This is a genomic window from Lentibacillus populi (genome assembly GCA_014642895.1).
In the GTDB taxonomy this organism is placed as follows: Bacteria; Bacillota; Bacilli; order Bacillales; family Amphibacillaceae; genus Lentibacillus_C; species Lentibacillus_C populi.
Window position 1 is genome coordinate 1 of sequence record BMJD01000050.1, and the last position, 13,404, is coordinate 13,404.

Consider the following 13,404-nt stretch of genomic DNA (forward strand, 5'->3'; position numbering starts at 1 on the left):
TGGGCTGTCACCCAACCGAAATTCATCTCCCCCTTACCGTTGGGCTACGCCCTTCACACGCTTGAAGAGGGAGACTTCTTTCGAAAGTACGTTAAAAGAATTTATTACATACCGTTTATCTACTTTTCTTATCATTTAAATACCTTAATTCAGCACTTTAACGTTCTAATCTCTGTAAAATTCCTGCTAAACTTAGATTCGTATGGTGTCCAATTAAATTACCGTATCCGAATGCTCTATCTGCTCTTGCTTGAAATTCTTCTATCCAATTTCTTTTTCCAGATGCATCAGCTTGTGTGGCATACATAGTAAAATTGGGGATAATCCAGATATCTCCTCTTTTAATGATTCTGCTCCTCTGTCAAAATCAAAAGTTAAGATAGCATGTCCCTTAAAAGAAATTTCACCGTATTCATATAACGACATACTAATCTCTTTAAGTTCATCAAAGGTAGCATTGGTTACATCATATTTTTTAGAAAGTTCTTCCCATATATTTGATGTATCTTTCTCCATTAAGGACGTATTTTGCGTTTTCTCCACTTCTTTGCTCCTCAGTTTCTGTGTTTCTTATTGCTGACTTAGCAGATAACGCATGTGATGGCATTGAAGTAATGTGATTGATATTCATATTATATTCTCCTATAAACTTCTTGTTATCTAATATTCATCCAAGCGTTCATTGTATTCCAAGGATCATTGATAGAGGTAGCTTGGTAAGTAAATCTACTTTCCTCATATCCACTGGCGTCCCACCATCTAAAAGTTCCGTCAACAATTCTATCACCATTCAAAATCAATGTCTTCAGTCATAATCATAGGTATATCCTCGCCACCCATTTGTGCTATCCTTAATTTACTATAACCAATTTCTCTTGTAACAATATACATTTCTTCTCCACCATGGTCTGCAGTAGATGTTAGTTGATTCAATGCAAAATATTCATATTGTGGATATTTAGTAGAAATAGCGGCATATACCCTCAAAGAAGTTAAAGGAGAAGCAGCTCCTTGAAAAGGTGTCATAGTTTCTGCCGATTCTCCTTCCGCTTCGTCTACATTAATAAATTGTGCATCAGGATATTCCTCTTGAAAAGACTGTAGAGCTTGTTCCTTAAGCAACTCCTTCTGCAAATCAATAGATTCTTCTTTTAAAGATGCTGAAGCTGTTCCTACCGCCAGAAAGACTGTTAACACTACACTTACTACTGTAATCATTTTCTTCATACTTATTTTTTTGTTCTAATAGAATCAAAATTCACTCTCTATTAGAATATATTTACTATATCGGAATATTTATAAAAATATTTAGGGGAAAAACATTGTTTTCATAAATTATTTTTACTCTGAATTATCCTTATCCGAATTGCAACTTCATTAATCTTGTAGTTTCACGGGATCATTATTGGAAGGCTACAATACCAAATATAAGAAATTGACAAATCTAAAAGGGACACTGGAGTAATGTCCCTCTAATCATAATAACAAAACACATCTCTACAAATTCACGCGTCCTCCACCACCACATAACTCGCAGCTACCGGTCCATGGACACCGACAATTAATTTCATCTCAATATCCGCACTATTACTCGGCCCCGTCACAAACGAAACGCAGGATGAAACAAGCTGTCCGTTCTGATGTTGCTGATGGATTTTTTCCGTCGCTTGGGTCATTCTTGGTACAATCGTGCTTTTCGGAATAATAGCAATATAGGATTGTGGCAATAGGCTAATGGAACGCCCATTGTATTTATCGTTAAACAGCGTCACTGTTCCTGACTCTGCCAGGGTGATATCACTGAAGGTTATTCCAATATCGGCATGTTCGGCAAATACCTTGTTTTCCTCTCCCTTTTCCTCATCCCAGAGATGAATGTCCTTTCCATCAGCAGCCATCTTTTCATAAAGCTGAGCTAATCCAAATTCATTTATCCTCGGACCACCAGCGGAAACAATGGACTTTCCATGGTATTTATCGATAAATTCCTCTAAAGCATCAGCCAACCCTTTTTTGTCTGTACTTATAAAATCGGTATGAATTTCTTTACATTGTGTTTCTAAAACTTCTACTAGTTCATCTTGTGTGGCATCTTTTAAGACACGATGTTGTGGATTGATACTCCATTTTGGGCGCTCAACACCTTTCGTATTCCGCTTGCGTCCAAGCTGCCCCGCTAGATTATCCAAGAAAGAATCACGATTTTTAATCGTCATTTTGCCTCTCCTCCTTTTTACCGTTTTTGAAACCAGGAACGAAAAGTCTGTTTAGCAGGTAGAGGAAAATCACGGTTCACTGTCCAATCCTTTAATGGTCCTGGGCCATTTTTAATCGTTTCGTGTCTTGAGAAAGGTTTTAACGCAGGACGGGCAGCCGCCGCACTCATTTTATAGGCGGCAGGACTTGCCCCCCATTTGGCGAATCCTTTCATCGCAATTCGTTCGGAAACAGGTGACATTCCTTCATCTTCCACAATAATTTGTCGATGACGTATCAGCTGTTCATGAAGCGGTATTTTCACTGGACAAACCTCCGTACAGGCGCCACATAGTGATGATGCGTATGGCAATTCTTTATGGTCTTCGTACCCATCAAGCAGTGGTGTGAGTACCGCTCCAATTGGGCCCGGATAAATCGAGCCATACGCATGACCGCCTACATGACGATATACGGGACAAACATTGATACATGCTGCACAGCGAATACAGTGAAGCGCAGATTGGAATTCCGAACCTAATATTTTTGAACGACCGTTGTCTACAATGACTAAATGGTATTCCTCAGGTCCATCCGTTTCCCCTTCGAGCCGCGTACCCGTAATGGAAGTAACATAACTGGTCAATTTTTGTCCGACAGCTGCGCGCGTCAAGAGACTGACAAGGACATCTAATTCCTCCCATGTCGGTACAACCCGTTCCAGTCCCATAACCGTAATTTGCGTATCTGGCAGGCTTGTAACCATCCGTGCATTTCCTTCATTGGTAACAAATGTGACGGCACCAGACTCGGCAACGGCAAAGTTACAGCCAGTAATGCCAATGTCAGCATCCAAGAACTCTTCGCGCAACTGCTCGCGGGCAAATAGGCCAAGCTCTTCCGGTTTATCCGTTCCAGTATATCCTTTTTTCTCAGCAAAGGTTTTCTGAATCTGTTCTTTGTTTTTATGTATTGATGGTGCAACAATATGGGACGGCGGGTCATTATCCAGCTGTAAAATCCACTCGCCTAGATCGGATTCCACAATTTCGGCTCCGGCGGCTTCAATTGCCTCATTCATCCCGATTTCTTCTGTCACCATCGACTTCGATTTGACTACTTTTTTGGCGTTCTTTTTCCGGACAACCTCTTGGATATAGGCATTTGCTTCTTCTTTCGTTTCCGCAAAGAAAACATTGCCGCCCCGTTTCACAACGTTTTCACTAAGTTCCTGCAAATAGTAATCAATATTTTGCAATGTATGGGTGCGGATTTCTTCACCTAATGTACGCCAGTCCTCCCAGTCACCAAGTTCATCTGCACGATTTTGTCTGCCGCTGCGAAATCGTCCCTGTGCCGAAGCAACGGCCTGTTGCATGAAACTATTATCCACGCCTTCTTTGACTCGTTCATTGTAGGGTTTATAACTTATTTTTATACCCATGTCATTTCCCCTCCGTTCATTTTGGCTTCTAACTTGATCCGTTAATGGGAATTTAAGATCTCTACAATATGTTTGATTTCAACATACTTGCCTTCCCGCTGCATCCTCCCACCAATGTTCAGCAAACATGCCATATCCCCGCCGACCAGGTACTCAGCCCTTGTCTCGGAAACATGTTTCGATTTTTCTTTAACCATTTCCCCTGAAATAATCGAGTTTTTCACTGCAAAGGTTCCACCAAATCCGCAGCAATCTTCTTTAATTGGCAGCTCAATCAGGTTTAAATCCTTGACATTCTTCAATAGTTTTAATGGTGCTTCCTTTACACCGAGAATTCTTGTCATATGGCAAGATGGATGGTAGGTAACCCTGCCATGGAAGCGAGCACCAACATCCTCCACATCAAGAACGTCAACAATAAATTGTGTCAGTTCATACGCTTTTGCCGCAAGTTCCTTGGCAGGCTGTTCCCATTCTGGATCATCTTTGAAAACTTTCGGATATTCTCGGAGCATACCGACACAAGATCCGGATGGACCAACAACATACTCGGAATCTTTAAAAGCCCGCATCATTTGTTTCATAGACTCCTTTGCATCCTCCAGATAGCCACTGTTAAATGCCGGCTGTCCGCAGCAGGTTTGTGCTACTGGAAAATCTACCTCGCAACCTAATCTTTCTAATAGTTCTACTGCATGTTTTCCCACTTCTGGGGTGATGATGTCGCACATGCAGGTGATGAAAAAGGATACTTTCAATACGTTCACCTCCATAAACATTAAAAAACAGGTCATCAGACGATTATCCCAAATGAATTAATCTTGTCATTCGTAAACCTATTATTTCTTCTCTATATATTTTGCTAAAACTCGGTCTACTTCTATTAAATGATCGAGCATTGCCTTTTGAGCATCGTCAGCATCTCTCGCTTCGATCGCATCAAAAATACGTTGATGCTCTTTAAATAGTTGAATACTTCTTTCCTCAGAATACAAGATTAATCTTCGTGTTTCCCGCATCGATTCAACCATAATATCTGATACACTGCTCATTAAACTGATGAGCATTTGGTTATGGGTAGCATTAGCTATTGCCAAGTGAAAATCTAAATCGGCCTTTTCCCCCAGTTCACCTTTCCCCTTGGCATCTTTCATTGCCTGTAACGCCTCTCTCATTGGAAGCAAATCTTCTTCACAATGGCTGATAGCAGCCGAGGAGGCCGACCCCACTTCAAGAATCTTTCGTACTTCCGATAAGTCTTTGATGTCATCGCGCTTCATAAGCAGTGCAGTTGCTACAGGAAGTGAGAACTGGGAGGCATCAAATTGGGTAATATATGTCCCCTCCCCTTGCCGCATTTCCACTAAACCCATAGCCCGCAAACCGCTTAATGCTTCACGGATCGCCGAACGACTAACATCATAATCCTTCGCGAGTTGTTCAACTGAATTTAATTTATCACCGGGGTGAAGCTGCCCGGTTTTTAACAGTTCGATTAACGAATCAGAAACTTCTTCATATATTTTTCTAGTTTTAATCGGATTAACTTTCAACGTATGTCTTCCACCTCACGTTTTCCTTTCCTACCAGTTTACTGCAAATGAAAGGAATAAGAAAGGAGAATACAGCATCTTAATCTTATGAATTTAAAAATAACTATCCTATTATGCTAAGTAAGATAAATCCACCTATTCCAGCAAAAACTCCGTATAATATAGCCGGAATTAAGGTCTTACGGATAATATCTCCTTCTTTCCCAGCCAAGCCAACAACGGTTGAAGCAGCGACGACATTATGGACACAAATCATATTTCCGGCAGCGCTACCAATTACTTGCAATGCCAATATAACGCTTTCACTGACCCCTGTCTGATTTGCAATATTGCTTTGGATCGGTGAAAAAGTTAATGTAGAAACTGTTGCACTCCCCGTTATAAATGCACCGAGTTCACCTAAGAATGGTGCTACAAATACCCAGGCTGTCCCAAAGGTTACTGCTAATGACTCAGCTATATATTGTGGCATACTGATTAAATCATTCATATTCATTCCTGAGTTAGTAAAAACCTGAACCAACGCGAGTGTAGAAAATAAAGCTAAACCAGCACTCTTAATAGAACCAAGAGAGTCTTTGGAGGCTTTAGCAAAGTTAGAAAATGATTTACGCTGGATAAGAATAGCAAATACTGCTGCTAGAATTAACACTGTGCCGGGAGAATATAACACTTCCCACTCCGATGTAACTCCCTTCATACCAAGAATGTTGTTCCATGTTAAATTGAGATAAGAAAGGGTAAAATCTTTGACAGGATCTACAATTCTAGTAATTAACAGCAATCCTACTACGATCACATAAGGTGACCATGCTTTCATGATACTCATATCTATTTTTCTATCATTTATCTTAAAATCAGCCTGCAATGCGTCATTCCATTGAACCTTAGGCAATAGAAATTTTTTCTTCGCTGTTAATGTTGCCACAAAAAGCCCAGTTAGAGATGCCAGAATTGAAACAAATTCTTGTCCTACCACAACCGCAAACAAAAGTGCCGATCCTGTATATGTAATCCCGATCAGGAGGGTCCATGGCAGCATCGAAAGCACACCAGATTGTCCCTTTTTCTTTCCAAAGAAAAAGGTTAAAATCGCCACTAAAACAAATGGCATAAAAGTCCCAGCAAATAAATCGATCAAGGTGATTTTTACACCGATTTCATTGAAAAATGCCAAATCCGCTCCCTGGATATTGCTTAAACCAATCTGAACAGGTGTACCAACTGCCCCAAAAGGTACAGATGAGCTATCAGCAATCAACGCTAAGGTAGCTGCGGCTATAGGATTAAAACCTAACGCAACCATTAAAGGCCCTGTGACTGCGGCGGGAGTACCAAAACCGGCGGCCCCCTCAATTAATGCACCAAATAAAAACGCCACAATAATAACCTGTACACGCATATCACCAGATATACTACGAAACCCTTGATTTATACGATCAACTGCCCCAGTGTGTCGTAATGTATTCAAAAGCACAATAGCCCCAAATAAAATTAATAAGATGGTTAATGCCTTATGTATTCCTTGTAAAATAGAAGCAATGACAATTGTTCCCCCCATTCCCCATACAAACAATGCTAGGGCAATGACAATAATAGCGCTCAGGAACATTCCCTTAACAGCAGTCATTCTGAAAATAACTAAGAAAATGAAAGGTGCAATAACTGCACTTAATGCAACAAGCAGAAACATTTCCAAAAACTCCCCCTCGTTCAAAATATAAAAGCGGTTTCATTTATAATTAAATACCTACTATAATATGGTTTTCAGGTCATCTGATGACTTATGTTATACTTTATAGTTTATTTTTAATTTTGTCAATTGAATTTCCCGTAAATTTTCAAATGAGACCTGTGATCTCTAGATTGCTCACTAAGGCTGCAAATAATCCCCGTTTGATAGATGGAGAGTTTATTTACCCATCTTCCCAAAATTTATATCCCTTCAGAATATATACTCCCATTCAACTAAATAACGAATTTCCGATTTCCTACAGCTAACAGGTAACGCATTCTATACCAAGTTTCACTTAAAATTCCCCACCAAATGAACCACTTGTTTTGTTTGTTCAAAAAGCAGTTTATCAGCCTTTTCAAAACATTGTTGTAAGGATAATGGTTTATTAATAATGGAAAAGCAGCCGGAAAATTTCTCCCGTAATGGATCCAAATTGCCATTGAGGCTTCCCGAAATCAGAACAACAGGCACGCCATATTTTTTAGCGATTGTCGCAACGTAACCTGGTGCCTTGCCATAAAGTGTTTGTTCGTCACTCTGCCCTTCTCCGGTAACAACAAGTTCAGCTGCTTCAATCGCACTTTCAATACCTATCGCATCACCTACTAATGCTGCACCGGAGACCAAACTTCCACCAATTGCCATAAGAGCAAATCCTAAACCTCCTGCAGCGCCAGCGCCAGGTATTTCTTGTATATTGATATGGAATTCAGATTCAACCAAATTTCCGAAATGCCTTAAAGCTTCATCTAATTGTTTAACTTGTTTTGTAGACGCACCCTTTTGCGGGCCAAAAACACTTGTTGCACCCAGTTCTCCACATAATGGATTTTCAACATCGCTTGCTATATTAATTTCTACTTTAGCAATCCTTGAATCCAAACTGCCACATTGAACCTTTTTCACACCGTACAAATCACGTCCATACCCAGCTACCTGCTTGCCGTCTTCACCCCAGGCACTCATCCCCAGTGCCATGAGCATCCCTAACCCGCCATCATTCGTGGAGCTGCCTCCCAATCCAATAATAAAAGAAGTACATCCCCTGTTAAGTGCATGAATAATGACCTCGCCGATACCATAGGTTGTTGTATTATCTGGATTACGTTTACTTTCAGGAACTTGCGTCAGCCCAACAATATTCGCACACTCAATAACAGCTGTTTTACCGTTTATTATTCCATACGAGGTTGTTATGTTATCTCCCAAAGGTCCGGTACAATCTACTTCAATACGTTCACCATTTGTTGCATTGAGTAACGATTCCAAAGTCCCTTCCCCACCATCAGCCATCGGTTTCATGGTGACGGAATGTCCGGAATCTACGTTCAATAATGCGGATTTCATTATTTCAGATGCTTCAACTGATGTTAAACTCCCTTTAAAAGAATCCGGTGCAACGACAATATTCATAATAATCCCCTTTGTTCACATTAATATAACTTTATTAAACTATACTCTATTAGAATTAGCAACACTGTGCATTTCATTACCCTATTGGATTCCAGACATCCGTATTGTTTAGTGCCTCTTCCTCTTTTTCATATTTCTTACCTTGTGCACTGTCATACTTAACTGACTGATAAGTGTATCCTTTAATCGAGTCTATACATAAGTTAACGAAAAGAGTTTCGTAATAACCAGAACCTAGTACAATTCTATCCAGCCATAATACGCATATTTTAAACGCTCACATATATGCGTGTCTTATTAATTTGAGAAAGTATTCCCCAAATTTGTTTAACCATTTGATGATACAAGCCTCCAGGTCTGTTTACATTTCGTGGTCCATTAATGGTACGAAGCCTCTATTAAAGCTGCAAAACTACATTAAGAAAAAATAGATTAACACTTTCTATTAATTTTTAACAATTGTAATTACTCTAAAAAGCAACTTCCCCTCCTTACTTTTCCAATAATTTATGTTCTTTAACATTAAAATTTGTATTTTTATATTATTCCATTCTCCAATGGCCAAAAGCAGCTTTTTTGTGATTCTCTAGCGTCTTTTTAATCTGTCTAAAATCATATATACTATACCTATAGGGGGGGTGAAGACATGGAACAGGAAACAATGCTAAAAGAAATATTGCACGCATTACAACTCCATTCAGAACACGTCGATAATAAATTTGACCAAATGAGTGACAAGATGGATAACATGAGAAGCGAATTAGATACAAAAATGGACAGAGGCTTTAATCGACTTGGTAAAAAAATCGACGGTATTCGAGTGGAATTAACAGAAACACAGGAAACCACTGATTATCTATTAAGTAAAACTGCCCGACATCAGAAAAAGCTCCGCCAGTTTTCCGAACAGCAATAGTTCCTCATATGACGCAATTCCGAAATAGTAGAAAACCTGGCTTATCACCAGGCTTTAATTACGTTTAATTTAGCACATACATTTCTTATCCACTAATGAATAATACCTTCGAACCCATCTATCATTGATTCTGGAACGAAGGTATTTTTTATGTCATTTCTAAAGAAAACAAGCCTGAATGACAAACGTTTATGACACTGTCATTAAGGCAAAAACCTAAACTTAGCTTATATTAAATAGTAGAATCTTATCTATTGTCCATAATTCCTAAAACGTTTAACCATCATTTCCATTTCTTCATCTGGAAGAATGACTGGGTTACCGATTGATTTTGCCTGCCAATAGAGCCTTGCACAGAATTCAAGCTGCTCCGTAATAGCGAAGGCTTCACGGATGTCATTTCCAATAACATTTATTCCGTGATTTGCAAGCAAAACGGCTTTTCTGTCTTTCATACCCTCTAATGCATTTTCTGCCAATTCCTTTGTTCCATAGGTTGCATATTCAGCACACCGAATATTCGGTCCACCTGCATGGGCAACAAGATAATCAACTGCAGGCAGGTCTTCATTAAGACAAGAGATAGTTGTTGCGTATAAAGCATGGGTATGAATCATCGCATTTGCCTCAAAACGATTCTGATAGACTAGTGCATGCATCTGATATTCACTAGAAGGCTTTAGACTGCCTTCAACCACATTCCCGTAAAGGTCCATAATAACAATATCTTTCTCCGTTAATGCATAATACTCGATTCCACTAGGAGTTATTGCCATATGTCCCGAGTCTTTATCAAATATGCTAATGTTGCCACCTGTACCAACAGTTAATCCCGTGTCAATCAGCTTTTTCCCATACTCAATTATTTCCTTGCGCTCTTCTGTCATTAACACATTATTCACCCCTCAACACAAGATATATCCAGCAAACTGTTATATCTTCAGTTCTTTCCAGCTGAATTTGTTTCAGATACTTATTGACGTCTTTTGTTTAAGACATCTTTGTAGGAATAAAACTTCCTCGGATGCAATTTTCTAAAAATACGTTGGGCTCCTAGTGCAAATAGCAAGGCTAATATGCTCAACATCCAATCCTGTTTCAAAAAGCCAATAATCAAACACAACGAGGCCAAAAAGGCTAATAGGTTTAATAATAACTTTTCTTTATTCCTCAAGATTATAATCATGTCCCTTCGAATCAATTTTTTGAATTCCAAGTTTATCAAACAAGACTGCTTTCTCAGCAATATAGGCGTTGTATTCCAAACGCCCCATAATATCATAAGCCTTGGTCAAATTTTTATCCGTAATCAAGACACCATGTTTATTCAATAAGATCGCGTTTAGGACAGCATCTTGCCCTTTTGATTCAATATAAGATCGTACTTTCTCGGCAAGTTCTTCAGACGTTGCCGGAGCAAAATCAAGGCATTTAATTTCACCAAGTTTTTGGGTTGCTTCGGTTAAATTTGGCATATCCATCCCCATTGTCGCAAACACCATTGAATTCAGTGCGTGCCCATGAAGAACACAACCTATTTCTTTATTAAGTTTGTAGCATGCCATGTGCATATTAATCTCTCTAGTAATTCTTCCATCGCCTTCTACAACATTTTCATCCATATCGACAACCAAAGTCTGATACGGCGAAAGGTCGCAATGATGTTCCTGTGACATTAATGTAGGTGTCATAATAATATGCTCATCATTCATACGCACACTCACATTACCTCCGGCTGTGTTTGTTTCATATCGATCAAACATTTTCTTAACTACATCTGCAAGGTGTTCACGTTCTTTTTGATAAAGCATTGTATTCCTCCTAAATCCGATTAATTTCTACTTGTGTTTTTAATTTCTCGACGTCCTCCAGATCAAAGGTTGAGCTATCACTATGCGTAACTTTACTGGCAGCGCATGCACTAGCAAGACGTATTGTCTCTTTAATAGAATACCCCTTACTTACTCCTGCTAGAAAAGCTCCAACAAAACAGTCGCCTGCTCCGGTATCATTCAATTCTTTTACTTTTGGTGGAATGACTTTGTAAACCTCTTGATTATAGATGCAATAACTGCCATCCTCTCCAAGTGATGCAACAACATATTTAATCTTGTTATTTAAGCTTCTTAAAAAATCAATTTGATCTTTTCCGTCCTCATTAAGATCCGTTAATTCAAATTCATTTGGCTTAATAAAATCAACATTTAATTCAACTGCCATCTTCAAAGTTTCACCAGAGAGATCACATGCAATGAAGCAACCTGCCTCTTTTAAAATTTTGATCATTTTTTCCAAATCGGGTAATTCAAATCCGGTTGGTAAGGAGCCTGCTATTAGAACCATATCATTCGAATTCACACGGGTCTTGAGCATATCCAGAAATCTTTCAACACTATGCCTTGGAATTGTTAAACCTTTTTCCGTCAACATTGTTGTCCCAGAGGTGTTTCTATCAATAACGATATAGCATTCCCGAGTCGCTTGGCCTTTTACCAAACAAAAGTCATGTGTAATTTTCTTGGACGTAAGAACCTGTTGGAATTTATCAGCGTTTAAATCCCCCATAAACCCTAAAGCAACATTGTCCACTCCCAATTTGGAAATAGTGTATGATCCATGAGTACCCTTACCACCAATATCATAAGCCACATCTATAATACGATTTGTTTTCCTGCTTTCCATCACTTCTTCCAAATAAAGTAATCGATCAATCGCAGGGTTTAGTGTAATCGTGTAAATCATGTAAACACCACCAGCCATTTACTCTGTGATCGAAAGTTCCTTATTACGTTTTGTCATCTGCTGACGATAGAAGATAAATAAGAGAACCCATATTACAGCTAAAGAAATTCCAAGAATAGTGAGGCTACCTAACTCAGTTAGAATATAGCGTATAACCGGATATTCAATCGTACTCCATGTCAAACGTTGGCCCTCTTCAATCTTGACAGCGTTTGTTGATTCAGCAAGATTCGTAATAATGTCGGTAAAATATGTTGCGGCATAAAGAAATACTGGTGTACCCAATATACTTAAGATAAGCATTCTCAACAAATTTCCCCCGGTAACGATAAGTGCGGGAACTGCAAGCCCAATATTCAAAATACCTGCAAATGGCAAGACCTCATTACCCGGTAAAATAAATGATAGTAATAAGGTAAACGGAATTGTCAATATGATGGTTACCCAAACTTCATTCGATCCCGCGAGTATTGGCCAATCCAAACCTATAAACATTTCTCTTCCCTTGAACCTTTTTTTCATAAATTCATTGATTGCTTCCGATAGTGGAGATAATGCCTCCATAAATAATTTGGCGATCATCGGGAATAAAGTAAGCGCAGCGGCTGCCTGCATGGATAAAATTAATGCATCTGCAACTGAGTATCCAGCAGCAAAACCAAGTAAGAGACCAATAATTGCCCCCATCACATTATTCTCGGCAAATACTCCAATTTTTTCTCGTAAAGCGCTTGCATCCATTTTTTTATTAAATAACTTTATTCTTCTTAGTACCCAATCAAGCGGCATCAAGCTGACTGCCAAAATGTTCATCCCATGTGTTACAGTCACACCAGGGATCCCGGTAACCTTTTCAATTTGCAACTGATTCAAGTCAGCTAACAACAGTTCAACTACAGCAACAACGGAAGCACCTACAAACGCTATATACATATTTCCAGTAATCCCCATGATTAAAACTGCTGTAAAAATTTTCCCCCACACATTCCAAAGGTCTACATTTAATGTTTTGGTCCAATTAAACAGCAGCATAATACCATTAATTGCAAGTTGAATCGGAAACATTAAAAACGCATATGGCCATGCCCATGTAATTGTAGCGGCCGTCGTCCAGCCACCGTCAACTGCTGTAAGATTGATACCCGTTAATTCCGCTAAAGCCTGCGCTGCAGGTGTGATGGCTTCAAGCATAAAACCAATTACCAAATTCATTCCGATAAAAGCAACCCCAAGAATAATACCGGCATTGAACGCATTACGCACCTTCATTCCAACGATCAAACCGATGATTATCATCAGCGCAGGAACGAATACCTCTGCACCTAGATCAAGAATATAGTTAACTACGGATTGCAGTATATCCATTGCTGTTTCCCCCTTTTCAGTCTAGTAAATTATCAAA

General features: G+C 39.2%; 14 protein-coding genes. 1 reads left to right on the top strand and 13 read right to left on the bottom strand.

Going from position 1 to position 13,404, the window contains the following annotated elements:
- Positions 1 to 261: 261 nt before the first annotated feature.
- The 9 genes from IEX12_RS19915 to IEX12_RS19950 all read right to left on the bottom strand — a co-directional run bounded on the left by IEX12_RS19915 (position 262) and on the right by IEX12_RS19950 (position 8,344).
- Entirely contained in the window at positions 262 to 543 is a 282-nt protein-coding gene (locus tag IEX12_RS19915; protein ID WP_188725762.1) for a hypothetical protein, read from the bottom strand.
- Between the two features lie 113 nt (positions 544 to 656).
- Positions 657 to 800: a DUF4879 domain-containing protein gene (locus IEX12_RS24030; RefSeq protein ID WP_503826798.1), complete on the bottom strand. Its 144-nt coding sequence runs from the start codon at positions 798 to 800 to the stop codon at positions 657 to 659.
- Positions 784 to 1,218, bottom strand: coding sequence for a DUF4879 domain-containing protein (locus tag IEX12_RS19920; RefSeq protein ID WP_188725763.1), 435 nt, complete (start codon positions 1,216 to 1,218; stop codon positions 784 to 786). The genes IEX12_RS24030 and IEX12_RS19920 overlap by 17 nt, the downstream gene beginning before the upstream one ends.
- A 287-nt stretch (positions 1,219 to 1,505) precedes the next feature.
- Positions 1,506 to 2,216 (bottom strand): LutC/YkgG family protein, encoded by a 711-nt coding sequence (locus tag IEX12_RS19925; protein WP_088052458.1) that lies wholly within the window; start codon positions 2,214 to 2,216, stop codon positions 1,506 to 1,508.
- A gap of 17 nt (positions 2,217 to 2,233) precedes the next feature.
- Positions 2,234 to 3,640, bottom strand: a complete 1,407-nt coding sequence (locus IEX12_RS19930; RefSeq protein WP_155554736.1) for a LutB/LldF family L-lactate oxidation iron-sulfur protein — start codon at positions 3,638 to 3,640, stop codon at positions 2,234 to 2,236.
- Positions 3,641 to 3,681: 41 nt separating this feature from the next.
- Complete coding sequence (locus tag IEX12_RS19935; RefSeq protein WP_088052456.1) at positions 3,682 to 4,398, bottom strand: (Fe-S)-binding protein; 717 nt, start codon at positions 4,396 to 4,398, stop codon at positions 3,682 to 3,684.
- A gap of 81 nt (positions 4,399 to 4,479) precedes the next feature.
- Entirely contained in the window at positions 4,480 to 5,193 is a 714-nt protein-coding gene (locus IEX12_RS19940) for a FadR/GntR family transcriptional regulator (protein ID WP_088052455.1), read from the bottom strand.
- A 103-nt stretch (positions 5,194 to 5,296) separates the two neighbouring features.
- Positions 5,297 to 6,886, bottom strand: coding sequence for an L-lactate permease (locus tag IEX12_RS19945; RefSeq protein ID WP_102416289.1), 1,590 nt, complete (start codon positions 6,884 to 6,886; stop codon positions 5,297 to 5,299).
- Between the two features lie 333 nt (positions 6,887 to 7,219).
- A complete protein-coding gene (locus IEX12_RS19950) occupies positions 7,220 to 8,344 on the bottom strand; it encodes a glycerate kinase (protein ID WP_102414669.1) in 1,125 nt (374 codons plus the stop codon).
- A gap of 646 nt (positions 8,345 to 8,990) precedes the next feature.
- Between IEX12_RS19950 and IEX12_RS19955 the strand changes: the two genes are divergently transcribed.
- The gene (locus tag IEX12_RS19955; protein ID WP_102414668.1) at positions 8,991 to 9,260 is read left to right on the top strand and encodes a hypothetical protein; all 270 of its coding nucleotides are present in this window, start codon (positions 8,991 to 8,993) and stop codon (positions 9,258 to 9,260) included.
- 251 nt (positions 9,261 to 9,511) lie between these two features.
- On the opposite strand, the gene IEX12_RS19960 is transcribed toward IEX12_RS19955, so the two are convergent.
- The 4 genes from IEX12_RS19960 to IEX12_RS19975 all read right to left on the bottom strand — a co-directional run bounded on the left by IEX12_RS19960 (position 9,512) and on the right by IEX12_RS19975 (position 13,367).
- Entirely contained in the window at positions 9,512 to 10,153 is a 642-nt protein-coding gene (locus IEX12_RS19960) for an L-fuculose-phosphate aldolase (RefSeq protein WP_102414667.1), read from the bottom strand.
- A 270-nt stretch (positions 10,154 to 10,423) separates the two neighbouring features.
- Entirely contained in the window at positions 10,424 to 11,071 is a 648-nt protein-coding gene (locus IEX12_RS19965) for a class II aldolase/adducin family protein (RefSeq protein ID WP_102414666.1), read from the bottom strand.
- 10 nt (positions 11,072 to 11,081) lie between these two features.
- Positions 11,082 to 12,002 (bottom strand): 1-phosphofructokinase family hexose kinase, encoded by a 921-nt coding sequence (locus tag IEX12_RS19970; protein ID WP_188725764.1) that lies wholly within the window; start codon positions 12,000 to 12,002, stop codon positions 11,082 to 11,084.
- Between the two features lie 18 nt (positions 12,003 to 12,020).
- Positions 12,021 to 13,367, bottom strand: coding sequence for a PTS galactitol transporter subunit IIC (locus IEX12_RS19975; protein ID WP_102414664.1), 1,347 nt, complete (start codon positions 13,365 to 13,367; stop codon positions 12,021 to 12,023).
- Between the last annotated feature and the right edge of the window lie 37 nt (positions 13,368 to 13,404).

Bases quoted from the DNA above. Each gene is read 5' to 3' on its own strand.
- IEX12_RS19920 (WP_188725763.1), bottom strand. From the start codon at position 1,218: ATGATTACAGTAGTAAGTGTAGTGTTAACAGTCTTTCTGGCGGTAGGA.
- IEX12_RS19925 (WP_088052458.1), bottom strand. From the start codon at position 2,216: ATGACGATTAAAAATCGTGATTCTTTCTTGGATAATCTAGCGGGGCAG.
- IEX12_RS19930 (WP_155554736.1), bottom strand. From the start codon at position 3,640: ATGGGTATAAAAATAAGTTATAAACCCTACAATGAACGAGTCAAAGAA.
- IEX12_RS19945 (WP_102416289.1), bottom strand. From the start codon at position 6,886: ATGTTTCTGCTTGTTGCATTAAGTGCAGTTATTGCACCTTTCATTTTC.
- IEX12_RS19950 (WP_102414669.1), bottom strand. From the start codon at position 8,344: ATGAATATTGTCGTTGCACCGGATTCTTTTAAAGGGAGTTTAACATCA.
- IEX12_RS19955 (WP_102414668.1), top strand. From the start codon at position 8,991: ATGGAACAGGAAACAATGCTAAAAGAAATATTGCACGCATTACAACTC.
- IEX12_RS19965 (WP_102414666.1), bottom strand. From the start codon at position 11,071: ATGCTTTATCAAAAAGAACGTGAACACCTTGCAGATGTAGTTAAGAAA.
- IEX12_RS19970 (WP_188725764.1), bottom strand. From the start codon at position 12,002: ATGATTTACACGATTACACTAAACCCTGCGATTGATCGATTACTTTAT.
- IEX12_RS19975 (WP_102414664.1), bottom strand. From the start codon at position 13,367: ATGGATATACTGCAATCCGTAGTTAACTATATTCTTGATCTAGGTGCA.